A 23,339-nucleotide genomic window follows, 5' to 3' on the forward strand; every position below is an offset into this window, starting at 1 on the left:
GATGACAGCCCGCGCCCCTCCTGGGGCCCCGGACTCGTCCCCCGCCCCAGGACAAACGACCGACGGCGCCCCGCCTGGTGGCCGAGACGCCCCTGGGGACCGCCCGTCCGTGGTGCACCCGCCGGAACGACCCGGCGTGCGCCCACCGGGCTGGGGCGGGCCCGCACCACGCACCCGGCGGTAGTCGCTGAGCCGTGGCGGCGTGCCCCCACCGGAGCCGGGGCGGGCCCGCCCGCACCACGGACCCACCAGCAGCCGCCAAGCCCTGGCGGCGTGCATGCGAGGCGCCCGTGCGCACCGCCCACGCCGGGGGCGTACGCAGCCGACGGGTGATCGCGAACCCCGCTCGGCCACCCGTTCCCTCCGGCCGCCCGCACGCTTCTCATCCGTGCTGGAGCGAGCCGAGTCAAGGGTGACCCGAAGGGTCATCGGCGCAGCCGACGCGACCGCAGGGAGCGCCCTTTACTCGGCTCGTGGAAGCACGACACTGGCCAAGAAGCGGGCGGCCCCACGGCAGCTCCTCCGACGCGGGTGACTACCGCCCGCCCCGCCACCGCGCGCCCATCACTCCACCACCGGCCACCACCAACGCCCCGGCCAGGCCCACCACCACCCCGGCGGTGATGATCCGGCCCGTCCCGGACCCGGACCCCGCCCCGGTCACCGGAACCGCCGCGGCGACCGCCACCACACCGGCCCCCGCACAGGCCGCGGCGGCCTCGGCCCACACGCGCCCCGCTCCGCGTCCCCACCGCCACGGCCAGGTCTCACTCGTCACCAGGTACGCCACCAGCAGTCCGATCACGCCGGCCTCTTCCCACCAGGCCGGATCACCGGACGCCGCGATCACCACGACACCGCACGCCAGCACCGTCGTGCGGTGTCGCAGCAGACGGTGGGACCACCGTGCCGACTCCAGTGACGGCCGCCGGTCCAGCGCCGGTGCCGCCCACACCGCGAACGCGACCGCGCATCCGAGCCCGACCGCGCCGAGCCCACCGCTCACCGTCGTCCAGGGCCGCCACGCCATCACGACCGCCGCCGCCCCGAGCACCCGCACCGGCAGGGTGCCGGCCCAGTACGCCAGGTACTCCCGGACAGCGGCCCGGAAACCGACCCGGGCATCGGGCACCGTCATCCCGCTCGTCCCCTCCCACCGACCCGCCCCGACAGCAGCGGCGCCAACGCCAGGTCCAGCGACTCGCCCACGGTGTGCCGCAGCACCGGCACGCCGCTGTCACGCAGGGCGAAGCGCATCGCGTCCCGCTCGGCGTGCCACAGGCGCAGGCCCAACTCGCCCGCCGCGTCCCCCGGTTCGACCCACGGGTCGCCGCTCGGGATCTCCACGACGACCGGGCGGCGCCCCCGTTCCTGGAGATCCCGCAGCACCTTCATTACCCGTGCGTCGCTGAGCGGGCTGAACACGTACACGAGGGCCCCCTCCGGCAGCGCGGGCGGCGGCAGCCGTTCCAGGCCGGGCGCGTCGAAACGCCGGTCCTTGCGGACGTCGAGGACGCTCTCCACGATGCGGTAGAACGCCGCGTCGCCGGTGCCCGGCGCCAGCCAGCGCGTGGTGCCCCCGGTCGAGACGACGCCCACCCGGTCGTGGGTGCGCAGGTAGGCCCGGGTGAGGCCGGTGGCGGCCCGTACCGTCTCGTCCAGGGACGACACCCCGGTCGCCGGGTCGACGACGTCTCCGAACGCGTCGATCAGCATCACCGTGTCGGCGGCCCGCTCCGCCGCGAACCGGTGCAGCTGGACGGACCCGCGCCGGGTCGTCGACGGCCAGTGGATGCGCCGCTGGCGCTCCCCGGGCACCCAGGGGCCCACCCCGACGACCTCGACCCCCTCTCCGGCCTGCGGCGAGGCGTGCTCACCGAGCCGCTGCGGCAGCCGGGCCGGGATCGGCGTGAACCGCGCCTGCGTGGCGTGCGGGAACACGGCCACCTCGGCCGCCGCCACGCGCACGGTGCGACGCACGGTGCCCCCGGCGTCGTACACGTCGAGGTCCACCGGTCCGAGCGACCAGCGGCCCCAGTGCAGCGCGGTGTGGCGCAGCGTCACCGTGGACCGGCCGACGACGACCTCGTCGAGCCGCAGGCCGGGGCCGAGCGTGACGCCGGGGTCGAGACGGACGGCGTCGCCGTCGTGGGCCACCGAGACGCGCAGGGTGACGGTGTCGCCCTCGAAGCAACGGCTCGGTTCGACGGTCGCCGACGTCTCCACGCGCCGGGGGTGGGCGCGGGGCAGCGCCAGTGCCAGCAGCACCAGCGGGGCCGCCGCGAGGGCCAGCAGCCAGGCCCGCCCGGTGAGCAGCGCGGCGGACAGCGCGATGACGGCGACGGTCAGCAGCCGCAGCGTCCGCTCACCCGCGCGCGGCCCGTCGGGCGGCGGGGGTGGCGGCTGTGCCGGGGAGGTGCGCCCCTCCAGGGCCCGGACCACGGCGGCCCGGGCCACGGCGGCGTCCGGCGGCGGCGCGGAGGCGGGCGCGGTCACGACGACACGGCGGCGGCCGTGCGCCGTGTCGCCGGGGTGCCGACACCGCCGACGATCTCGCGCAGCACGTCGTCCGTCGACACCTCGCGCACCCACAACTCCGGGCGCAGCGACACCCGGTGGGCCAGCGCGGGCACCGCGAGGGTCTTGACGTCCTCCGGGACGACGTAGTCACGGCCGTGCAGGACGGCGCGGGCGCGCGCGAGCTGGGTCAGGGCGAGCCCGCCGCGCGGTGAGGCGCCGATGCTGATCTGGGGGTGGTCGCGGGTCGCGCCGACGAGCGCGACGGCGTACTCCAGCAGGTCGTCGTCGATCTCCACACGCTCCACGACCGCCCGCCACGCCACGACGTCGGCCGGACCCGCGAGCCGGTCGAGCACGGCCTCGGGCGCGGCCCGGTCGATCCGGGCCCGCAGCATCGCCAGCTCCTGAGCGGCCGTCAGATAGCCCATGCGCACGCGCAGCTGGAACCGGTCGAGCTGCGCCTCGGGCAGGGAGTAGGTGCCCTCGTACTCCACCGGGTTGGCGGTCGCGATCACCAGGAACGGGTCGGCGAGCGGCCGCGTCTCGCCGTCCACGGTCACCTGCGACTCGGCCATCGCCTCCAGCAGCGCGGCCTGGGTCTTGGGCGGCGTCCGGTTGATCTCGTCGGCGAGCAGGAGGTGGGTGAAGACCGGGCCGGGGTGGAACACCATCTCGCCGGTGCGCTGGTCGTACAGCGGGGTTCCGGTGACGTCCGAGGGCAGCAGGTCGGGCGTGAACTGGATGCGGCGGAAGTCCAGGCCGAGCGTGGTGGCGAAGGACCGCGCGAGGAGCGTCTTGCCGAGCCCCGGCAGGTCCTCCACGAGGACGTGCCCGCCGGCCAGGACGCCCAGCATCACCAGTTCGAGCGCGTCCGGCTTGCCGACGACGGCCCGGCCTATCTCGCGCAGTACGGCGCCGGCCTGCTCGCCGACCTGCTCGGCGGTGCGCGGCCCGGGCGTGGGGTCAGTCGTCACGTCGCTTGTTCCTTACCGGTGCGGAGGACGGGGTACGGGTGCGGGGTGCGCCGAGCGTTTCGAGACGGTCGACGAGGCGGCGCAGCACGTCGACGGGAACCTCGCCGTCGGGCCCGGTCCGGGGCGGCTCGGGGCCGAGCCACGGCCACAGCTCCGGGCCGATCAACTCGGCCGCCCGCTCGGGCTGCTGGTCGAGCGACACATGGTGGTGCTCGGCGAGCGCGGCGGCGTACAGGTGGCGCAGCTCGGGACGGAGCACGGCCCGGTAGTAGAGCGCGCCGTCGGGGCCCGTGGCGGTGCCCACGTTCCGCCGCCACTCGCCCATGCCCGGCGCCCGCGTCCGCAGCAGCCGCACCTCCTCCCGGCGTCCGGAGTCGAACGCGGCAGCCCCGGCGGCGTACCGGGCGACGAGCAGCGCCACCACGACCAGCAGGACCAGGAGGGCGCAGGCCGCCTCGACGCCGTCGAGGAGCAGGACGAGCACGGTCCCGGAGCCGGCGACCGCGCCGCCGAGCAGCCCGAGCCGGCCCAGGGCGAGCATGCCCGGCTCCGGAGCGTCTTCCGCCGGCCCGTTCACCGCGCGTCCTCCCGCTCCCGCAGCAGCGAGGCGATCTCCTCCAGGGCACGGGCGGCGGCCTCGCGGTGCGAGGCGTCCATCGGGTGCGAGGAGTAGCGGGCCTCGCGGAACAGCGCGGCGAGCCGCGGCGCGGCCGGGCCGGGGGCGAGGCCCGCGCCGGTGGCGCGGGTGAGCAGATCGGCGGGACTGTCGGAGGCGTGCCGCGGCACACCGGACGCGGCGAGGGCGTCCTCCATCCCGGCGTAGCAGGCGATGACGGCGGTACGGGCGTCGCCGGTGCCGGCCAGGGCGCGGCGCCCCGACCGCACGGCGGACAGCAGCAGGCGCGCGTCGTCGTCCTCGCCGCCGGCGCTCCCGGGGCCCGGGTGCCGGGGCACCCCGAACCCCGGTCGGCGCAGCCGTCGTACGACGACCACCGCGGCGATGACGAGGGCGACCGCGGCCAGCAGGCCCAGGACGAGGGACAGCGGCACGGACGGAAGGCGGGCCGGATCCTCCGGCTCCCGCGTGGGCATCGGTCCGCCCGGCTCCGACGGGGCCGGGAGCGGCGTCGGGACGAGCGGCGGCTGCTCGGACCGGGCGCCGGACGAGAACCGGTGCAGCACCAGGGCCAGGACGCCGATGAGGCCCGCCCCGGCGAGCAGCAGCGGCCCGGCGATCTCCCGCAGCCGGTCCTCGGCCGGCGGCAGCGTGGTGCGGTAGGTGGTGAACCGGGGGCGGAGGTACGCGACGACCCGCAGGACCGCGACCGTCCAGGCGAGGGAGGAGAGGATCACGACGGCCCAGTGGCCCAGCGGTCCCTCGCCGGAGCGCAGCAGCCGCTCCGTGGGCCGCAGCGCGAGCGCGGCGACGGCGAGCGCCCCGACCACGCCGACGGCGGCCACGGCCCCCGGCGCCGCCCGCCGACCCGCCCGCTCCTCGTGCTCCATGCCGTCCCCCGCCCGCCGAACCCGCCCGCCCCGAACGTCAGTTCACCACGATCCCGGCACCGGGCGCGTCGGCCACGGCACGACGCGCGTCCCCCGACGCCCCGTCCGCCGTCCGCCGGTCATGCCCCCGTCAGCGCCGCCGCGACCGACCTGATCGTCTCCGGCCCCACCCGGCAGCAGCCGCCGATCATCCCCGCCCCGGCCGCCCGCCACCGGCGGACCTGCCCGGCGTCGAACGAGGAACGCCCCGTCCAGGACCGCGCCCCAGCATTCCAGGCCTCCCCGCTGTTGGGGTAAACGACAACCGTCTTCCCGGTGACGCGGGCGGCGGTCTCCACGGCGCCGGGGACGTCCTCGGGCGCACAGCAGTTCACGCCCACCGCGACCACCTCCTCCGCGTCGGCGGCCAGGGCGAAGGCATCCTCCAGCGCCTGGCCCGCGCGGGTGCGGTCGCCGGCCACGGTGTACGACAGCCAGGCCGGCACGCCCAGTCCGCGCACCGCCCGCAGCAGCGCCACGGCCTCGTCGGTGTCGGGGACGGTCTCCAGCGCGAGCACGTCCGGCCGGGCGGCGGCCAGGGCCTCCAGGCGGGGGCGGTGGAAACGCTCCAGCTCCGCGACCCCCAGGCCGTACCGGCCCCGGTACTCCGAGCCGTCCGCGAGCATCGCCCCGTAGGGGCCGGCGGAGGCCGCCACCCACAGGGGGCGGTCCGCCCGCGCCCGGCGGGCCGCCCGCCGGGCCAGATCCACGCTCAGGGCCATGAGTTCGGCGGCGCGCCGCCGGCCGGCCCCGCGCCGGGCGAAGCCCTCGAAGGTGGCCTGGTAGCTCGCGGTGATCGCCACGTCCGCGCCCGCCTCGAAGTAGGCGAGGTGCGCCTCGGTGATCGCCTCGGGTTCCTCGGCGAGCAGCCGCGCCGACCACAGGTCGTCGCTCAGGTCGTGGCCCGCCGACTCCAGCTGGTTGGACATGCCTCCGTCGAGCACGAGGGGGCGGCCGGAGGCGAGGGTGTCGGCGAAGTCGCTGGTCATGGCTTGAGGTTAGCCACCGGAGGGGGACGGCTTCGGGGTTGTCCCCCGAGCGAGCTACGGCGAGGTGTCCACCGTGAGGTGACGATCTCCGGCCCCCGGATCCGTAGCGTCCGGTGCGGTCCGCGGCACACCGGCCGCGGCCCGGAAAGGGGTCCCCGTGAGGTTCGTCTGGCAGTTCCTGGCCGTGATGGCGGTGTACGCCCTGGGCGGCGGTGCCATCAGCGCGGTGAAGGACGACGACTGGCTCGCACTCGTCGTCGGCCTCGCGGCGGCAGTGCCGGCCGTGCTCGTGTACGGGTGGGTGGTCCGGCGGACCGAGCACCGGCCCGCCCTGGACGTGGCCCTGGAGGGCGCCGTGACCAAGACCGGCTGGGGCGTCCTGATCGGGGGCGGGATGTTCGCGGCCGTCGTCGTGACCCTGGTCGCCTCCGGGCACTACGACGTCGACGGCTTCGGCTCGGTGACCGGCGCGCTGGGACTGCTCGGCTTCATGGCCGGCGTCGCCGTGGCCGAGGAAGTGGTGTACCGGGGTGTGCTGTTCCGGATCGTCGAGGAGCGCACCGGCACGTACCTCGCGCTGGCCCTGACCGGCCTGGTGTTCGGCCTCTCGCACCTCTTCAACGAGCACGCCACCCTGTGGGGCGCCCTCGCCATCGCCATCGAGGCCGGTTTCATGCTCGCCGCCGTGTACGCCGCCACCCGCAGCCTCTGGCCGGCGATCGGCGTGCACTTCGGCTGGAACTTCGCCGCCGCCGGGATCTTCAGCACCGACGTGTCCGGCGACGACACCGGCGAAGGGCTGCTCGACTCCTCGCTGTCGGGGCCGGAACTGTTCACCGGCGGCGCGTTCGGGCCGGAGGGCAGCGTGTACTCGGTGGGCCTCGGGGTCCTGCTGACCCTCGTGTTCCTGCGGCTCGCCCACCGGCGCGGGAACATCGTGCCCCTCGGTTCCCGGCGGGCCGCGGGCGTCGACTCCGCGGCTAAACTGCCCCGGTGACCGGTCTTCGGCGTGTCCCGCGGTGGTGGCACCGGCTCGACGTCACGGTCCGGGACCTCCCGCTCGGCGTGCTGCTCCTCGTCGCCTCGCTCCTGCCGGTGTTCCACGGCGACGGCACGGAGGTCGGCGGTCTGCCGCACCGGCCCGCCGACGCGCTGGCCGGTGCGGCGGCCGTCCTGCAGTGCCTGCCGCTCGCCGTGCGCCGGCGGTGGCCGCTGGTCTGCCTCGCCCTGGTGTCGGGCGGCTTCGCCCTCGACCAGGTGCGCGGATACCACCTCGTCGCGGGCACCGCGCTGCCCCTCGCGCTGCTGAGCACCGGGTCGTACCTGGACAGGTACCGGCGCGTCACCCCGGCCGTCGCCACCGTGGCGTTCGCGGGACTGTCGGTCGAGCTGCACCGGCGCGGGCCGGGCGAACCGGCCACCGAGTTCGTGACCTTCTACCTGGTGCTGGCCCTGTGCTGGGGCATCGGCACGTGGACGCGCTCCGCCCGGGCCGCGGAGGCCGAACGCCGCGCCCGCGTCGCCGAGGAGGCCCGTACCGCCGAACGCACCCGGATCGCCCGCGAACTGCACGACGTCGTGACCCACCACGTGACGGCGATGGTCGTCCAGGCCGAGGCGGCCCGGTACCTGACCGCCTCGCCCGACCGCCTCGACCAGAGCCTGGCCGCCGTCAGCGACACCGGCCGGCGCGCCATCACCGATCTGCGGCATCTGCTGGACCTGCTCAACCCCGACCACGGCACCGGCCGCGGCGGCGAGGACCGGACGCCGCCCGTCGGCCGGGTGCTCACGCTCGTCGAGCGGACGCGGCTGGCCGGGCAGCCGGTGGAGTTCACGGAGGAGGGGACGCCGCCGGCCTCGACCGGCAGCGCCGACCTCGTCGCCTACCGGGTCGTACAGGAGGCGCTGACGAACGCGCTCAAGTACGACCACGGCGGCCGGACCTCGGTCCTGGTGCGCCACGGCGAGCGGGAGATCACCGTGGAGGTCGGCACGGACGGTTCCGGTGCGCGGGCCGCGTCCCCGGGCGGCGGCGGCCGGGGTCTGGAGGGCCTGCGCGAACGGGTCGACGTGCTGGGCGGCGACTTCAGCGCGGGCCGCAGCGGCGGCGGCTTCCTCGTCCGGGCCCGGATACCCGCCGGGAGCCCGGCGTGAGCGCCCCCGTCCGGGTCCTGGTCTGCGACGACCAGCCGCTGATCCGCACCGGACTGTCGACGATCATCGGCGCGCAGCCCGACCTGGAGGTGGCGGGCGAGTGCGCCGACGGGCGGGCAGCCGTGGAACTGGCCCGGCGACTGAGCCCGGACGTCGTGGTGATGGACGTACGCATGCCGGTGCTCGACGGGATCGAGGCCACCCGCCTGCTGGCCGGTGCCGGGGTCGAGCACCCCGTGAAGGTGCTCGTGGTGACGACGTTCAACCTGGACGAGTACGTCTACGAGGCGCTGCGGGCGGGAGCGAGCGGGTTCCTGCTCAAGGACGCGCCGCCGGACCGCCTGCTGCACGGCATCCGGACCGTGGCCACGGGCGCGGCGCTGCTGGACCCCGAGGTGACGCGCCGGCTCGTGGGCCGGTACGCCGCGCGGATCAGGCCCGCCGAGGACGGGGCGCGGGACCTTCCGCTGACACCCCGTGAGCTGCAGGTCCTCCGGCTCATCGCGGACGGCCTGTCCAACAGCGAGATCGCCGGGGTGCTCGTGATCAGCCAGGAGACCGTGAAGACCTTCGTCTCCCGCATCCTCGCCAAACTCGGCCTGCGCGACCGCGTCCAGGCCGTCGTCTACGCCTACCGGCACGGCCTGGTGACCTGAGGCCGAGTCGCCGTCCGGACTTCCGGCGTCGGACCCGTTGACCTTCCCCCGCCCCGCCCTTACCTTTTCGACGTTCGTCATTCCAGATGGCGTTCGGCATGTCGAACGGCCGTGAGGAGCGGCTTTCCGCGTGCCGGACCCCCGTCGAGAGGCAGCCCGCATGAGCCGCGCCGACGAAGTGCCCGCACGGCCCGCAGCCCCCGGCCGACGCCTGCTGTTGAAGGGCGCCGCGGCCGCGGGCGCCCTGGCGGCCGTCCCCGCCGCCCCCGGCCTCGCGTCCGCCGCGCCCGGGAAGACCGCCGCGTACGAGAACCCGCTCGTCCGCAACCGTGCCGACCCGCACATCCGCCGCCACACCGACGGCTTCTACTACTTCACGGCCACCGCACCCGAGTACGACCGCATCGTCCTGCGCCGCGCCCGCACCCTGAACGGCCTCACGGGGGCCCGCGAGTCGGTCATCTGGCGCAAGCACGCCACCGGGGACATGGGCGCGCACATCTGGGCGCCCGAGATGCACCGCGTCGGCGGCAAGTGGTACGTCTACTTCGCCGCGGCGCCCGCCGAGCGCGTCTGGGACATCCGCATCTGGGTCCTGGAGAACGCCCACCCGGACCCGTTCCGGGGCACCTGGGTGGAGCGCGGCCAGGTGAAGACCGCCTGGGAGACGTTCTCCCTCGACGCCACCACCTTCACCCACCGCGGCACCCGCTACCTCGCCTGGGCCCAGCACGAGCCCGGCATGGACAACAACACCGCCCTGTGGCTCTCGGAGATGGAGAACCCCTGGACGCTGAAAGGCCCTCAGATACGGCTCTCCACACCGGAGTACGACTGGGAGTGCGTCGGGTTCAAGGTCAACGAGGGCGCGTCGGTCATCGCGCGCAACGGCCGCCTCTTCATGACGTACTCCGCCAGCGCGACCGACGCCAACTACTGCATGGGCCTGCTGACCGCCGACGCGGACGCCGACCTGATGGACCCGGCCACCTGGTCGAAGTCCCCGGCCCCCGTCTTCACCAGCAACGACACCACCGGGCAGTACGGCCCCGGCCACAACTGCTTCACCGTCGGCCGGGACGGCCGCACCGACGTCCTCGTCTATCACGCCCGGCAGTACAAGGAGATCGACGGCGATCCGCTGCACGACCCCAACCGGCACACCCGCGTCCAGAAACTGGGCTGGAACGCGGACGGCACCCCCGACTTCGGGGTGCCGGTCGCGGACACGGCGGGCGGACGGACGAGGGCCGGTCAGCTCTGAAGGCGGCGCCGCATCCGCGACAGGCGCCGGTCGAAACGGAGGTGGAACCAGGTCAGCCCGCCCATGGCCGCGACCGCGAGCGCGAGGGTCCAGCTCCCGGCGGTGACGGACCCGGAGGCGAACCCCAGGACGGCCGTGCCGAAGAAGATGAGTGCCAGGAGCGGGAACGCCCACCAGCGGTTGCGCCGCAGCTGCCGCTGACGGGAGTCGACCAGCGCCGCGAGGGTCTGCCGGGCCTGCGGATCCTCGGGCGGCGGCCCGTCCTTGAGGATCCGCCGTTCCATGGCCGGTACGTCGTCCGGGGCGGCGCCGGTGTCCCGCGCGTCCCGGCGCCGGCGGCGGCGTACCAGGAACACGACCCAGGCACTCATCAGCGCGGCGCCGACGAGGGCCGACGGCCACGACTCGGCCCCGTCGAGGAGCAGGCGGACGACCAGACCGACCGCCAGGGCGGCCAGTCCGATGACCGAGAGCCTGTCCTGCCAACGCGGCTGTGAGAACTCGTCACGCCGTTCACGTCTCTTCATGTCCACCTCTCGGGCAACGGACCCCGTCGCGACGCCGGGGAACCGTACGTCTGCCCGGCGCGAGGGCGTGAACACTTCGGCCGGCACCGAACCGACCGGCGCCTAGCGTGCGGGACATGAACGACACGCACACCGCCCCCGGCCCCACCCCCGCCGGCGCCGTCACCGGCATGGTCGACCACGTCCTCGCCCTCGCCGCCACCTGGACCGCGTGGGACGGGCGGCCCGCCCACGCCGACGGCCGCGTCCACACCCCGCACAAGGCGATCCGCCGGGTCGCCGTCCACATGGTCGACCACCTCGCCGAGCTGGAGGCCCGGCTGGCGGGCGAGGAGACGCAGCCCGACCACTGGCACGCCTCGGCGATCACCACGGAGGCGGACCGGGCCCCCTTCACGCCTCAGGATCTCGACGAGGCCCGCAGCCGCCTCACCCGGCTCGCGCGGATCTGGGCCCACCGGCTCGACGCGCTCACCGACGAGCAGCTCGACCACTCGCCCGGCGAGGGCTGGAGCTTCCGCGAACTCGCCCGGCACCTGACGGAGTCCGTCTACTACGCCGACGCGGTGGGTGACCTGTCGTGAGCGCCTTCGCCGACCTGCACCGCGCGGGGGAGCCCCTGCTCCTGCCGTGCGCCTGGGACCACGCCTCCGCGCTCGCCCTCGCCGGGCAGGGCTTCCGGGCGGTCGGCACGACCAGCCTCGGCGTGGCGGCGGCGGCCGGGCTGCCCGACGGGACGTCGGCGACCCGCCACGAGACACTGCGGCTGGCGCTCGTCCTGGGCTCGGAGCCGTTCCTGCTCTCCGTCGACGCGGAGGACGGATTCGGCGACGACCCCGACGAAGTGGGGGAGCTGGCCCGGCAGTTGGCGGCGGTCGGAGTCGTCGGCGTCAACCTGGAGGACGCCCTGGGCCCCGTCGGCCGGCACGCCGCGAAGATCGCCGCGGTGCGGGCCGCGGCCCCCGGGCTGTTCGTCAACGCCCGTACGGACACGTACTGGGCGGGGGACGGCGACTTCGCGGAGACCGTGCGCCGCCTCGACGCCTACCGCGAGGCCGGCGCCCACGGCGTCTTCGTCCCCGGCCTCACCGACCCCGGCCGCATCGGCGCCCTGGTCGCCCGTCTCGACGTCCCGCTGAACGTCCTCTACTCGCCCACCGGGCCGACCCTGGCGCACCTCGCCGACCTGGGCGTGAGCCGGGTCAGCCTGGGCTCGCTGCTGTACCGGCGGGCGCTGGGCGCCGCGCTGGAGGCGATGGCCGACGTGGTCGCGGGCCGGGTGCCGCGCGGTGCGACACCCACCTACGAGGAGGTGCGGGGACCGGCGGACTGATCGCCGGGCAGGGCCGGCCGCTCGCGCGGCCAGTGCTCCAGTGCCACGTGCAGTGCGTCGACGGCCTTGTCCCAGGACGCCTGCACGTCGCGCGGGGCGCCGAAGCCGCCGGTGGCCTCCAGGGCGCAGTACCCGTGGAAGGTGCTGCGCAGCAGGCGCACGGCGTCGGTGAGGTCGGGTTCGGTCAGGCCGTAGGCGCGGAGCATCCCGTGGGTGATCTCGGCGGTCCGGCGCAGGGCGGGGGAGCCGGCGGCCAGGGCCTGGTCGACGCGGGACTGGGTCGCGGCGTAGCGGCCGGGGTGGCGCAGGGCGTAGGCGCGGTAGGCGCCCGCGAAGGCGGCCAGGGCCTCCTTGCCGGCCCGTCCGGCCACCGCCGCCGCGATCTCGTCGATCAGCTCGCCGCCGGCCAGCAGCGCGACCCTGACGCGCAGGTCCTGGAGGTTCCGGACGTGGGTGTAGAGGCTGGCGTCCTTCACCCCGAAGTGCCGGGCGAGCGCGGAGACGGTGACGTTCTCGAAGCCGGTCGCGTCGGCCAGGTCGGCGGCGGCCCTGACGACACGGTCGGTTGTAAGACCCGCTCGGGGCATGGGCCACCTTCCGGCTTCCTAGGACTCCTAGGTTTCATGCTAGGGCAGGCGGGGCGGCGGGCGGGGCTCACCTCCGAGTCGTTCAACGTTCACCTTCTGCCTCGATTCTCCTCACAGCCGCGCACGGCGGCGGTATCCAGGAGGGGCTTCATGGGGCACGGACACGGGCACACGCACGGCCATCACCACCACGGCCACACACACCCGCACGACTACGACCACGCAAGCGGGCCGGCCCTGCCCGCCGCCTTCGACGCCGGCGTCCCCGACGAAGCCCTGAGCCCCGAACAGCAGTCGCGCCGCGGCCTGCTGCGCCGCGCGGGCCTGCTCGGCGCCGGCCTGGCCGCCGGCACCGTCCTCGCCCAGACCGCGACCGCCCAAACCGCGACCGCCGCGCCGGCGAGTGCCGCGAGCGGCGGCCGTCGCACGAAGGGCTTCCTCTGGCTCGCCGGCGACCACCACATCCACACCCAGTACAGCAGCGACGGCAAGTACCGCGTCGTCGACCAGGTCCGCCAGGGCGCCCGGCACGGCATGGACTGGCTGGTCATCACCGACCACGGCAGCGTCACCCACGCCAGGATCGGCGTGGAGAAGGTCAACCCCGACATCCGCGCGGCCCGCGACGCCCACCAGGACACCCTCGTCTTCCAGGGCCTGGAGTGGAACATCCCGGCCGCCGAGCACGGCACGGTCTTCGTCCACCCGGGCAGGAACGAGGTCTCCGTCCTCAAGCAGTTCGAGACCGACTACGACGGCGGCGTCAAGGGCGCCGGCGACTCCACGCCCGCCAACGAGGCCCTCGCCGTGGCCGGCCTCTCCTTCCTCGCCGACCAGGTCAAGCGGCGCAAGGTCAAGGACGCCCTGATGCTCGCCAACCACCCGGCGCGCAAGGGCATCGACTCCCCGCACGAGATCCGCGCCTGGCGCGACGCCACCTCCCGAGAGCACCAGATCGCCGTCGGCTTCGAGGGTGCCCCCGGGCATCAGGCGGCCGGTCTGCCCAAGCCGACGGGTCCGGGCGGGGCCCGCGGCATCTACGACGGCAGCCCGGGCGCCAACTCCTTCCCCGGCTACCCGCTGGAGAGCTACCGCACCTGGGGCGGCTTCGACTGGATGACCGCCACCGTCGGCGGCCTGTGGGACAGCCTCATCGCCGAGGGCCGCCCCTGGTGGATCACCGCCAACTCCGACTCCCACCAGGTGTACGCCGACACCGCCGCCCGCGGCGGCGGCGACTTCGCCGCCAACGGCCGCTACGACGACCCCGTCTACGCCGGGAAGATCGACACCGGCCAGGGCGACTTCTGGCCCGGCCAGTACAGCCGCACCCACGTCGGCTCCGACGGCTTCTCGTACGCCGCCGTCATGGACGGCATCCGCGCCGGCCGTATCTGGGTCGACCACGGCCAGCTCATCAGCGGCCTCGACGTCCGCGTGACGGGCGGCGGCCGCTGGGCCACGCTCGGCGGCGCCCTGCACGTCCGCAAGGGCACCCGGGTCACCCTGTCGATCGACGTCGCCCTGGCCGGCGGCCCCAACTGGGCCGGATTCACGCCCAAGCTGGCCCGCGTCGACGTCATCCAGGGCGACGTCACCGGCCCGGTCGCCGACCGGGACACCTTCACCGCGCCGACCGCCCGGGTGGTCAAGTCCTACGAGGTGAACAAGGACACCGGCACCGTCCGGCTCACCTACGACCTCGGCCGCGTCGACCGCCCCGTCTACCTCCGCACCCGCGGCAGCGACGGCAACCGCTCCGCCGTGGGCGCGCTGGGCGCCAAGGTCGACCCGGCCGGACCCGCCATCGACGTCGTCGGCGACGCCGACCCGTGGCGCGACCTGTGGTTCTACTCCAACCCGGTGTGGATCCTGCCGTCGTGACACCGCCCACGGCGCCCCACGTCCTCGGCATCGACACCGGCGCGACGACACTGCGCGAGGCGGACCACCTGCTCCAGGCGCTCGCGGCCGAACTCGCCCTCCCCGAGGACGTCTACGGCTGCACGCACCTGGTGCGGGACGGCCGCCCGCGCGTCGCCCTGTCCCTGGCCGCCGGGGCGGAGCCGGTCCTGCGCACCGCCCGGGACCGGCTCACCGCCCAGGGGTACGCGGTCCGCGACGGCGCCTGGGACGCCGTCGGCCGCGCCGTCCGCTACCCGGGCGCCGACGCCCTCACCGGCACGCTGACGCTCGCCGAAGTGCTCGCGCGCTCCGCGATCGACCGCGTCACCGTCCTGGGCACACCGGACGAACCGGCCCCGGACACCCCGCTGGTCACCCGGGACCACGTCCGCCCGCAGTGGCAGGACGGCCGCCTCGTGCTGGCCGCCATGCCCGCCGTCGGCGGCACCCTGGTCCCCTTCGAGGACCCCGACCCGACGCCCTGCTGCGCGGACCACTGACAGGTCCGTAAGGTGGTCGCCGACCTGGCGGCGGGGGCCGTCGCCGGACGACGGGGGAGGCGACCGGCATGGGACGGCGACGGCGGACGGTACCGGCCCGATGACCCACGGGGCGCGGGACACCGGGCGGGCGGCGGACCGTTCCCCCAGGGACCGGCGTCCGCTGTGGCGGCAACGGGACTTCGGTGTCTTCTGGGCCGCCCAGACCCTCTCCGTCCTCGGTGACTCCTTCGCCCTGATCGCCCTGCCCCTGCTGGTGCTGGAGGCGACCGGGTCGATCGCGCGGATGGGGCTGCTCACGGCCGTCGGCGGCGCGGCGGCCGTCCTGGCGGCCGTGTTCGCCGGGGCCGTGGTCGACCGCGTCGACCGCCGCGCGCTGCTCATCGGCTGCGACCTCGTGCGGCTGGTCCTGTACGGGCTGGTCCCGCTGGTGTGGCTGCTCGGCCCGCAGATCTGGCTGCTGTACGTCGTCCTGCCGCTGTGCGAGGCGGTCGGCATGTTCTTCGCCGTCGGCTACGTCACCGTCGTGCGCTCACTGGTCGGGACCGAACAGCTCACCGAGGCCAACGGCCGCCTCAACGCCACCGCGGCCGGGGCCGGCGTGCTCGGGCCGCTGTGCGCCGGGGTGGTGGCCGCCTGGTCCGGCCCGGCGGCGGCCGTCGGCGTGGACGCGGCCAGCTTCGGCGTCTCCGCCGCCCTCGTCGCGCTGGTCCGCTTCCGGCCCCGCCCCGCCGACGACACCGCCCCGGGGAGCGGGAAGCGGGCGGGGCTGTGGCAGGACCTGCGCACCGGAGTCGGCTTCCTGTACCGGCACCCGGTGCTGCGCGCGCTCACCGTCCTGCTGTGCGGCTTCAGCTTCCTCACCCTCGGCCTCAACGACCTGGTCATCTACCACCTCAAGCACGACCTCGGCCGTGACGACGGCACGGTCGGCACCGTCATGGCGGTCGGCGCCCTCGGCACCATCACCGGCGCGCTGCTGGTGGCCCGGGTACGCCGCCGGTTCGGCTTCGGCCGCACCTGGACCGGGGCGGTCGCGGTGTGCGGGACGGCGTTCGCCGGGCTCGGCTGGGCCACCGAGGTGCCGGCTGTCGCCCTGCTGAGCGCCGCCTTCCTCGCCTGCGTCGGCATGGCGGGCACCTGCTCGATGTCCCTGCGGCAGGAGGTGACCCCGGAGCACCTGCTCGGCCGGGTCACCTCCGCCTTCTGGACCCTCCAGTACTCGGTGGCGCCCCTCGGCGCGGCCGTCCTCACCTGGGCTGCGGAGGAGCGCGGCACCGCACCGGTCGCCCTGGTGGCCGGGGCCTGCTGCGTCCTGATCGCGGTTGCCGCGCTGTTCACCCCGGTCCGGCGGGCGGGCCGCGCCTGAGCCGGCTTCCGGCGGGCGCCGGCTCAGGCGGAGCCCGGCAGGCCCTCGCCGGACCCGGACGTGCCCTGGAGCGGGTCGGGGCCGGTGCGCAGGACGGCGAACAGTCCGCGCGCCCGGGTGCCGTCCGGCATGCGCCACGGGCCCGCGACGTGGCCGGCGGCTCCCGGCGGCGGCACGGGCGTGCCGTCCGGGGCGGGGCGCAGGACCCGGTGCAGGCGGAGCACCGCGCCGTGCGGTGCGCGCAGCTCGGTGCCTTCCCGGTCGTCGGTGACCGCGGCGTCGGTGACCGAGGCGTCGGCGGTGGTGGCGACGGCGGTCGTGGTGACGGCGGTCGCGGCGACGGCGTCACCGGCAGCGCGAGAGCCGGTGACCTCCGGGTCGGGGACGCCGCTGGTGTTCTGGTCCTGGGCCTGGACCCGGCCCTCGATCAGGGCCGTCAACTGGGCCGCCGCGACCGGGTCGTGGCAGCCGTCGTAGACCCAGCGCCGCCCCAGCACGCCGTGCTCCATGGTGCCGATGAGGGCGTGCTCCGCCCCGTCCAGCGGCGCGCCCCGATAGGTGAGCGGCACCAGGTAGGCCGACGGCCGGGTGCCGGAGGTGTCGGTGACCACCATGAACTCGATCCCGACCTCACCCTCCGGGTCGTCCAGCCGGAACCCGCCGGCCTTGGCCGGCGCCGGTTCGCTCCCGCCGGCGTACCACGGTCGCGAGGGCAGCCAGGAGGCGAGCAGCTCCAGTTTGGTCGGCTTGAGCGTGGTGTCGTGGATGACGGCCATGCCGAGGATCCCCTTCCATTGGCCGGGCGGGTGACCGGACGCGGTGCCCACACCTTGCCAGCTCCGCGCCGGCCGGGGCCGCTCAGCCCGCCAGCACCCCGCGCACGAACGCGTTCGTGAACTTCCCCGCCGGGTCGAGGTCCCGGGTCAGCGCCCGGAAGTCGTCCAGCCGCGGATAGAGCGCGCGCAGCCGGTCCGCCGAGGTGGTGAACACCTTGCCCCAGTGCGGCCGGGCCGCGAACGGGGTCAGCGCCTCCTCCAGTCGCCGCACCACCGGCAGCACCGCCGCCGTGTCCTCGACCCAGGTGAAGTGCGCCGCCACGGTGTCCCGGCCGTAGGAGGGGCTCAGCCACTGCTCGTCGGCGGCGACCGTGCGTATCTCGCAGGTCTGGAGCACCGGCGCGACGACGTCCCGTATCGCGTCCACGGCGCGCAGGGCGTCCAGGGCGTGCTCGCGCGGCATCAGGTACTCCGACTGCAGCTCGGCGCCGCTGCTGGGCGTGAACTCGGCACGGAAGTGCGGCAGTCGCTCGTGCCAGGGCCCCGGCACCCCGAACTGCTCGGTGCAGTTGACCGCCGGCATGCCCGGCACCGGGTGCGTCTTCTCCGTGGCCGGAGCGGCGTACGGGAACCCGGGCAGCGGCTGGTCGGTGCGCCGCTTCAGCCACACCTGCCGGAAGCCGGGGGCCCGCCAGTCGGTGAAGAGGCTCACGCTGTACGCCGCCGCCATCACCGTCCGGAGCGTCGCCGTGGTCAGCCCCTCCAGCGGCAGTTCGGTGAAGACGTGCTGCTCGACCTCGTAGGCCGGCTCCAGGTCGAGGGTGAGGGCCGTCACCACGCCCAGCGCGCCGAGCGAGGTCACCGCGCCGCCGAACCGCTCCTCGCCCCGGGCGACCGTCACCGTCTCCCCGTCCGCCGTGACCAGCTCCACCTCGCGCACGGACGAGGCGAGCGGCCCGTTGCCGACCCCGGAGCCGTGCGTGCCGGTCGCCACCGACCCGGCGACCGAGATGTGCGGCAGCGAGGCCATGTTCGGCAGCGCCAGCCCCCGCGCGTGCACCGACCGGGCCAGCTCCGCGTACCGCACCCCGCCGCCGACCCGCACCGTACGCGCCGTCGTGTCCACGTCCACCACGGACGGCAGGTCCGCCAGCGACAGCAGCACGCCCCCCTCGCCCGGCTCGGCGATCTCGTTGAAGGAGTGCCCGCTGCCCAGCACCCGCACCCGCGCGCTGTCCGCCACCAGGGCCCGCAGGGCGTCCAGCGAGTGCGGCCGCAGCAGCTCCCCGGCCGTGTACGTGATGTTGCCGGCCCAATTGGTCACGGTGACGTCGCTCATACCGCGGAAACCTACCCGGCGCGTCTGGAGGGCCCCCGGGCGGGAAGCCGCACCGGCGGGGGCATACCGTGAGAAGTCGAACGCCGGAGCTGGGAGGAGACACGGGATGGACAGCCGTACCGCGCTGGTCGAGGATCTGATGGAGCGGTTCCCGCACGTGCCGCGCGAGGCCGTCTTCAAGGAGGACCTCCTGCGGGGCGGTGTCGCCTTCGACCCCTCGGCGCTGAGCGACAACGAGGACGGCGAGGTCAAGCCGAAGTCGTACTTCATCTTCTCCTTCGACCACGGCACCCTGCCCGAGCTGGGCGAGGCCGCGCTGCGCCGCCCGCCTGAGGAGATCATCCTCACCGGCGGCCCCTACGACCTGCGGCGCACCGTCGTCTCGGTCCGCGTGAACCCGGCCTCCCCCTACCGGGTCGCCGCCGACGAGCACAACCAGCTCGGTCTCTACCTCGACGGCAAGCGCATCTCCGACGTCGGTGTGCCGCCGATGCCCGAGTACTACCGGCACAAGCTCTCCAACGGGAAGTCCGTCATGGAGGTGGCCCCGACCATCCAGTGGGGCTACCTGATCTACCTGACCGCGTTCCGCGTCTGCCAGTACTTCGGCGCCAAGGAGGAGTGCCAGTACTGCGACATCAACCACAACTGGCGCCAGCACAAGGCGGCCGGGCGGCCGTACACGGGCGTCAAGGACGTGGACGAGGTCCTGGAGGCGCTGGAGATCATCAACAAGTACGACACCGCCAGGATCTCCACCGCGTACACGCTCACCGGCGGCGCGATCACGTCCAAGGTCCAGGGCCTGGACGAGGCCGACTTCTACGGGCGGTACGCCAAGGCCATCGAGGAGCACTTCCCCGGCCGGTGGATCGGCAAGGTCGTCGCCCAGGCTCTGCCCAAGCCGGACGTCCAGCGGTTCAAGGACTACGGCGTGCAGATCTACCACCCCAACTTCGAGGTGTGGGACGAGTACCTGTTCAAGATGTACTGCCCCGGCAAGGAGCGCTACGTCGGCCGCGACGAGTGGCACCGGCGCATCCTGGACTCCACCGACGTCTTCGGCGCCCGCAACGTCATCCCCAACTTCGTCGCCGGCGTGGAGATGGCCGAGCCGTTCGGCTTCAAGACGGTCGACGAGGCCATCGCCTCCACCACCGAGGGCCTGCGCTTCTTCATGTCGCACGGCATCACGCCCCGCTTCACCACCTGGTGCCCCGAGCCCACCACCCCGCTCGGCAAGGCCAACCCGCAGGGCGCGCCGCTGGAGTACCACATCCGGCTGCTGGAGGCCTACCGCGCCACCATGGACGAGTACGGCCTGTCCTCGCCCCCCGGCTACGGCCCGCCCGGCGCCGGCAACGCGGTCTTCTCGGTCAGCTCCTTCATGGACAGCCTGCCGGAGGACGCGCCCGTGGAGGTGTGAGCGGACGGTTCCGGGGTTATTCGGTGGCGCGGCCCTCGGGCGCGCGGCTAAGGTGACCGATGTTCGAGCGGCGGCCCCAGCGGCCGCCGACAGGGGTATTGCCGAGGAGGTGTCGACGAATGGCTGTCACTGTGACGGGCGCTGCCCGCATCCAGGAGTCCATCGAGTCCACCTCCGTGGCCACCGGCTGATCTCAGCCGCTCCCTGAGTCTCGCGCCGGGGCCGCACCCTGAAGGGTCACCCCTTGACTTCCACGTCTTCCACCTACTCCGCCCTGACCTCCTACGGCTGGGACGACGCCTGGGCCGACGCGTTCACCCCGTACGCCGCCGAAGGACTGCTGCCCGGCCGCGTCGTCCGGGTCGACCGGGGGCAGTGCGACGTCGTCACCGCCGACGGCGTCCTGCGGGCCGACACCGCGTTCGTCACCCCGCACGACCCCCTGCGCGTCGTCTGCACCGGCGACTGGGTCGCCGTCGAACCCGGCGGCAACCCGCGCTACGTACGGACGTACCTGCCGCGCCGTACGGCCTTCGTGCGCTCCACCTCCTCCAAGCGGTCCGAGGGGCAGATCCTCGCGGCCAACGTCGACCACGCGATCGTCGCCGTGTCGCTCGCGGCCGAGCTGGACCTCGCCCGGATCGAGCGGTTCCTCGCCCTCGCCTGGGAGAGCGCCGACTAAGACCACCTCGGCGCGATCTACGACGGCCTGTAGGCGGGTCGCGGGTTCGCCCCGGTACGCACCATCCGGCCGCTCCGACGCCACATACGCGTACGGATGCCGACCGCGTCAAGTGAGTTCACTTCCGGGAGTGGCTTGGACCTACCACCCCGGTGGGGTCCAGAAGATGGCGAGTGTCGGGCTGGTGGAGTGACCCTCGGTGGATGCGGTGAGCATCTGGACCCGGGAACGGAAGAGTGACAGGCCCCTAGGTGCTCACGCTCGCGACAGCCGCCGGGCAGACATGTCGAGGTCCCTCGCCCAGGAGGGGCCGCCCCGTTTCTCGCGGCAGGGAAGCCGTGGATCTGCCTGTGCCGACGGATGTCTTACCTGCTCACGAGAGTTCGTCGGCGGTCTGCTGGATAGAGCAGGGACGCCATGAGGCAGGCGACGACCGTGAGTGTTCCCGCGGTGAAGAAGGCCGTCCGGACGCCGGGTACGAAGGCGCCGGGCACGGCTCCGGCGGCGTACACCGACACGATCGCGGCGAGTCCGATCGCGCCGCCGAGTTGCTGGGTGGTCTGGAGCAGGCCGGAGGCGGATCCGGCGTGCTCGGGCTCCACGTCACCCACGACCAGCGAGGCCGCGGGCATGAACGTCAGACCGGCGAAGATCCCGTTGAGAACCAGCGGGCCGAGGACGGCGGCGGCGTAGGTGTCCGTGCTGCCGACGTCCGCGAGCCACACGTAGCTGACGGTGAGGCCGAGCGTGCCGGTGATCAACAGGGGGGCTTGACCGAAGCGGGCGAGGAGTCGGGGTGTGATCCGGGACATCACGAAGATGCCGAGGGTCATCGGCACGAAGGCGAGACCGGCACGCAGCGGGCTGAAGTGAAGGACCCGCTGGAGGTACTGCACCACGAGGAAGAAGATCGACATCTGTGAGCCGAATACCAGGGCGGTGACGGCGAGTCCGCCGAGCCGTCGTCGGCTGTGGAAGAGAGCCGGCGGCAACAGGGGGCCGGACACGCGCCGCTCGGTCACCACGAGCACCACGACACACACGACGCCGATGGCGAACCCGGCCACTGTCCGCGGCGAGGCCCAGCCGTGGTCCGGTGCCCCGATCAGAGCCCAGACGACGGCCACCGCGGCGCCGGTGGCCGCGGTGGCCCCCACCGTGTCGAAGCGACCGGGTCGGCGCGGCGTCTCCGTGACGAAGCGCCGGGCGAGGACGAGGACGGCCAGACCGAGGGGGACATTGATGAACAGCGTCCAGCGCCACGTGCCGTACTCGGTGACGAGGCCGCCGAGGACGAGGCCCAGTGTGCTGCCGCCGATACTGACGGCGGAGAAGAGCGCCAGCGCACGGTGTCGGGCGCTCTCGTCGGGCGCGTTCGTGGTGAGGAGGGCGAGGACGCCCGGCGCCGCCAGTGCGGCGCCGACGCCCTGGGCGGTCCGGGCGGCGATCAGCAGTCCGGGTGTGTCGGCGATGCCTCCGGCGAGCGATGCGGCGGTGAAGAGGGCGAGTCCGGTCTCGAAGACACGCAGTCGGCCGTAGGTGTCACCGAGGCGCCCGCCCAGCAGGAGCAAGCCGCCGAAGGCGAGGGTGTAGGCGTTGAGCACCCAGGACAGCCCGGCCGGGCCGAAGTGGAGGCCGGAGCCGATGCGTGGCAGCGCCACGTTCACGATGGTCGTGTCCAAAGCGAGCATGAGCTGTACGACGAGGACGACGGCGATACCGATGGTCTGGGAACTGACGCGTCGTTGCGGGCGGTGGCCGGAGAGTGTGTCGGTCGGCGGGGCGGAGGCGGGGCGGGAGGATGGCATGAACTATGTGGCTTTCGGGTCGCAGGAGTGGGAGTGCCGGGGGTGGCGGGTTCGGCGGGCGATTGCGACGGTGAGTGGCGCCGATGGTCCGTGTCGTGGCCCCGGCAAGCGTCGGTATGGCGGATCCGCACCGTGCTGCTGGGGCCGCGGGTGGATCACACCTGCGCCACGCCTCCGTCGACGAAGAACTCGACACCGGTGACGAAGCTCGCGGCGTCACTGGCAAGGAAGACGGCGGCCTTCCCTATCTCTCGCGGGTCGGCGATGCGCCCGGTGGGATTGCCCTCGCCCATGGCCCGGACGAGCGGGACCACCGCTTCGGCTCCTTGAGCCTGCTCCGCCGCCCGCCGCAGGCTCGGGGTGTCGACCGCGCCGGGGCTCAGGACGTTGATCCGGATGCCCGAGCCCTTGATGTCCTGGATCCAAGCGCGTACGAGACAGCGGACCGCGGCCTTGGAACCGCCGTAGAGACTCATGCCCGCGGGTGGTTGCACGGAGGCCGTCGAGCCGATGACGACGATGGATCCGCCGTCCGGCATGAGTGGCAGTGCGGGCTGGACGGTGAAGAGGACGCCCTTGACGTTCACGTCGAAGGTGCGGGTGAACTGGTCCTCGGTGATGTGGCCCAGGGGGGCGTGCGCGCCGATCCCCGCGTTCGCGACGACGGCGTCCAGGCGTCCGTACTCCGACTTCGCCTCACGGAGCGCGCGGTCCATGGCGACGGGATCGGTGACATCGGCGACGATGCCGGTGCAAGGACCGTCGATCTGCGCGACGGCCCGGTCGAGATCGGCCCGGTCGAGGTCGGTGAGGACGACCCGGGCACCGTGTGCGGCGAATTCCTGGGCGATGCCGAAGCCCACTCCGGAGGCGCCTCCGGTGATGACGGCGACCTCGCCGTCCAGTGTCATGCTCATGATTGCTCCTGAAGTCCGGGGCGCCGAGCCGGTCGACGCCGTCGTGCGGGAAGGCGGGCGGGGGT

General features: G+C 74.2%; 22 protein-coding genes and 1 pseudogene. 11 read left to right on the top strand and 12 right to left on the bottom strand.

Translation table 11 applies throughout. The features are described 5' to 3' along the window. Positions 1 to 535: 535 nt before the first annotated feature. From ACFIF2_RS22655 to mmuM, 6 genes are all read right to left on the bottom strand, one after another. Positions 536 to 1,138: a hypothetical protein gene (locus ACFIF2_RS22655; RefSeq protein ID WP_395575029.1), complete on the bottom strand. Its 603-nt coding sequence runs from the start codon at positions 1,136 to 1,138 to the stop codon at positions 536 to 538. Further along, a complete protein-coding gene (locus tag ACFIF2_RS22660; RefSeq protein WP_395575030.1) occupies positions 1,135 to 2,496 on the bottom strand; it encodes a DUF58 domain-containing protein in 1,362 nt (453 codons plus the stop codon). The genes ACFIF2_RS22655 and ACFIF2_RS22660 overlap by 4 nt, the downstream gene beginning before the upstream one ends. Next, positions 2,493 to 3,494: an AAA family ATPase gene (locus ACFIF2_RS22665; RefSeq protein WP_395575031.1), complete on the bottom strand. Its 1,002-nt coding sequence runs from the start codon at positions 3,492 to 3,494 to the stop codon at positions 2,493 to 2,495. The genes ACFIF2_RS22660 and ACFIF2_RS22665 overlap by 4 nt, the downstream gene beginning before the upstream one ends. Then, the gene (locus tag ACFIF2_RS22670) at positions 3,484 to 4,071 is read right to left on the bottom strand and encodes a hypothetical protein (protein ID WP_395575032.1); all 588 of its coding nucleotides are present in this window, start codon (positions 4,069 to 4,071) and stop codon (positions 3,484 to 3,486) included. The genes ACFIF2_RS22665 and ACFIF2_RS22670 overlap by 11 nt, the downstream gene beginning before the upstream one ends. Then, positions 4,068 to 5,000, bottom strand: a complete 933-nt coding sequence (locus tag ACFIF2_RS22675; RefSeq protein WP_395575033.1) for a DUF4129 domain-containing protein — start codon at positions 4,998 to 5,000, stop codon at positions 4,068 to 4,070. The genes ACFIF2_RS22670 and ACFIF2_RS22675 overlap by 4 nt, the downstream gene beginning before the upstream one ends. A gap of 119 nt (positions 5,001 to 5,119) precedes the next feature. Next, the gene (gene mmuM / locus ACFIF2_RS22680; RefSeq protein ID WP_395575034.1) at positions 5,120 to 6,028 is read right to left on the bottom strand and encodes a homocysteine S-methyltransferase; all 909 of its coding nucleotides are present in this window, start codon (positions 6,026 to 6,028) and stop codon (positions 5,120 to 5,122) included. Between the two features lie 157 nt (positions 6,029 to 6,185). On the opposite strand from mmuM, the gene ACFIF2_RS22685 reads away from it, so the two are divergent. From ACFIF2_RS22685 to ACFIF2_RS22700, 4 genes are all read left to right on the top strand, one after another. Continuing rightward, a complete protein-coding gene (locus tag ACFIF2_RS22685) occupies positions 6,186 to 7,025 on the top strand; it encodes a lysostaphin resistance A-like protein (RefSeq protein ID WP_395575035.1) in 840 nt (279 codons plus the stop codon). Further along, complete coding sequence (locus ACFIF2_RS22690) at positions 7,022 to 8,185, top strand: sensor histidine kinase (RefSeq protein WP_395575036.1); 1,164 nt, start codon at positions 7,022 to 7,024, stop codon at positions 8,183 to 8,185. The genes ACFIF2_RS22685 and ACFIF2_RS22690 overlap by 4 nt, the downstream gene beginning before the upstream one ends. Then, positions 8,182 to 8,841, top strand: a complete 660-nt coding sequence (locus tag ACFIF2_RS22695; RefSeq protein ID WP_395575037.1) for a response regulator — start codon at positions 8,182 to 8,184, stop codon at positions 8,839 to 8,841. The genes ACFIF2_RS22690 and ACFIF2_RS22695 overlap by 4 nt, the downstream gene beginning before the upstream one ends. A gap of 160 nt (positions 8,842 to 9,001) precedes the next feature. Then, positions 9,002 to 10,105: a family 43 glycosylhydrolase gene (locus tag ACFIF2_RS22700; RefSeq protein ID WP_395575038.1), complete on the top strand. Its 1,104-nt coding sequence runs from the start codon at positions 9,002 to 9,004 to the stop codon at positions 10,103 to 10,105. Here ACFIF2_RS22700 and ACFIF2_RS22705 read toward each other — a convergent pair. Then, positions 10,096 to 10,632 (bottom strand): hypothetical protein, encoded by a 537-nt coding sequence (locus ACFIF2_RS22705; RefSeq protein WP_395575039.1) that lies wholly within the window; start codon positions 10,630 to 10,632, stop codon positions 10,096 to 10,098. The two genes, ACFIF2_RS22700 and ACFIF2_RS22705, sit on opposite strands and share 10 nt — an antisense overlap. Positions 10,633 to 10,748: 116 nt before the next feature. Between ACFIF2_RS22705 and ACFIF2_RS22710 the strand changes: the two genes are divergently transcribed. Together ACFIF2_RS22710 and ACFIF2_RS22715 are read left to right on the top strand one after the other, a co-directional pair. Continuing rightward, complete coding sequence (locus tag ACFIF2_RS22710) at positions 10,749 to 11,216, top strand: hypothetical protein (protein WP_395575040.1); 468 nt, start codon at positions 10,749 to 10,751, stop codon at positions 11,214 to 11,216. Continuing rightward, positions 11,213 to 11,965 carry an isocitrate lyase/phosphoenolpyruvate mutase family protein gene (locus ACFIF2_RS22715; protein ID WP_395575041.1) on the top strand — a complete coding sequence of 251 codons (753 nt, stop codon included), beginning with the start codon at positions 11,213 to 11,215 and terminating at the stop codon, positions 11,963 to 11,965. Before ACFIF2_RS22710 ends, ACFIF2_RS22715 begins: the two co-directional genes overlap by 4 nt. Here the strand turns inward: ACFIF2_RS22715 and ACFIF2_RS22720 are convergent. Further along, positions 11,935 to 12,552: a TetR/AcrR family transcriptional regulator gene (locus ACFIF2_RS22720; protein ID WP_395575042.1), complete on the bottom strand. Its 618-nt coding sequence runs from the start codon at positions 12,550 to 12,552 to the stop codon at positions 11,935 to 11,937. The two genes, ACFIF2_RS22715 and ACFIF2_RS22720, sit on opposite strands and share 31 nt — an antisense overlap. Before the next feature lie 150 nt (positions 12,553 to 12,702). Between ACFIF2_RS22720 and ACFIF2_RS22725 the strand changes: the two genes are divergently transcribed. The 3 genes from ACFIF2_RS22725 (at position 12,703) to ACFIF2_RS22735 (ending at position 16,326) form a co-directional block, all read left to right on the top strand. Continuing rightward, the gene (locus tag ACFIF2_RS22725) at positions 12,703 to 14,436 is read left to right on the top strand and encodes a PHP domain-containing protein (RefSeq protein ID WP_395575043.1); all 1,734 of its coding nucleotides are present in this window, start codon (positions 12,703 to 12,705) and stop codon (positions 14,434 to 14,436) included. Next, positions 14,433 to 14,957, top strand: a complete 525-nt coding sequence (locus ACFIF2_RS22730; protein WP_395575044.1) for a hypothetical protein — start codon at positions 14,433 to 14,435, stop codon at positions 14,955 to 14,957. The genes ACFIF2_RS22725 and ACFIF2_RS22730 overlap by 4 nt, the downstream gene beginning before the upstream one ends. A 100-nt stretch (positions 14,958 to 15,057) precedes the next feature. Next, complete coding sequence (locus tag ACFIF2_RS22735) at positions 15,058 to 16,326, top strand: MFS transporter (RefSeq protein WP_395575045.1); 1,269 nt, start codon at positions 15,058 to 15,060, stop codon at positions 16,324 to 16,326. Between the two features lie 23 nt (positions 16,327 to 16,349). Here the strand turns inward: ACFIF2_RS22735 and ACFIF2_RS22740 are convergent, their stop codons facing one another. Together ACFIF2_RS22740 and ACFIF2_RS22745 are read right to left on the bottom strand one after the other, a co-directional pair. Continuing rightward, positions 16,350 to 17,102, bottom strand: a complete 753-nt coding sequence (locus ACFIF2_RS22740; protein ID WP_395575046.1) for a 1,4-alpha-glucan branching protein — start codon at positions 17,100 to 17,102, stop codon at positions 16,350 to 16,352. Positions 17,103 to 17,184: 82 nt separating this feature from the next. Then, positions 17,185 to 18,441, bottom strand: coding sequence for an FAD-binding protein (locus ACFIF2_RS22745; protein ID WP_395575047.1), 1,257 nt, complete (start codon positions 18,439 to 18,441; stop codon positions 17,185 to 17,187). A gap of 106 nt (positions 18,442 to 18,547) precedes the next feature. Between ACFIF2_RS22745 and ACFIF2_RS22750 the strand changes: the two genes are divergently transcribed. Both ACFIF2_RS22750 and rsgA read left to right on the top strand, forming a co-directional pair. Continuing rightward, positions 18,548 to 19,867: a radical SAM protein gene (locus tag ACFIF2_RS22750; protein ID WP_395575048.1), complete on the top strand. Its 1,320-nt coding sequence runs from the start codon at positions 18,548 to 18,550 to the stop codon at positions 19,865 to 19,867. 244 nt (positions 19,868 to 20,111) lie between these two features. Further along, positions 20,112 to 20,540: pseudogene (gene rsgA, locus ACFIF2_RS22755) on the top strand (GTPase RsgA); the annotation flags it as partial. A gap of 374 nt (positions 20,541 to 20,914) precedes the next feature. Here rsgA and ACFIF2_RS22760 read toward each other — a convergent pair. Beyond that, on the bottom strand, positions 20,915 to 22,357 hold the full coding sequence (locus ACFIF2_RS22760; protein WP_395575049.1) for an MFS transporter: 1,443 nt from the start codon (positions 22,355 to 22,357) through the stop codon (positions 20,915 to 20,917). A gap of 155 nt (positions 22,358 to 22,512) precedes the next feature. After that, positions 22,513 to 23,274, bottom strand: a complete 762-nt coding sequence (locus ACFIF2_RS22765; protein WP_395575050.1) for an SDR family NAD(P)-dependent oxidoreductase — start codon at positions 23,272 to 23,274, stop codon at positions 22,513 to 22,515. Between the last annotated feature and the right edge of the window lie 65 nt (positions 23,275 to 23,339).

Source organism: Streptomyces sp. BK79 (assembly GCF_044142145.1).
Classification (GTDB): domain Bacteria; phylum Actinomycetota; class Actinomycetes; order Streptomycetales; family Streptomycetaceae; genus Streptomyces.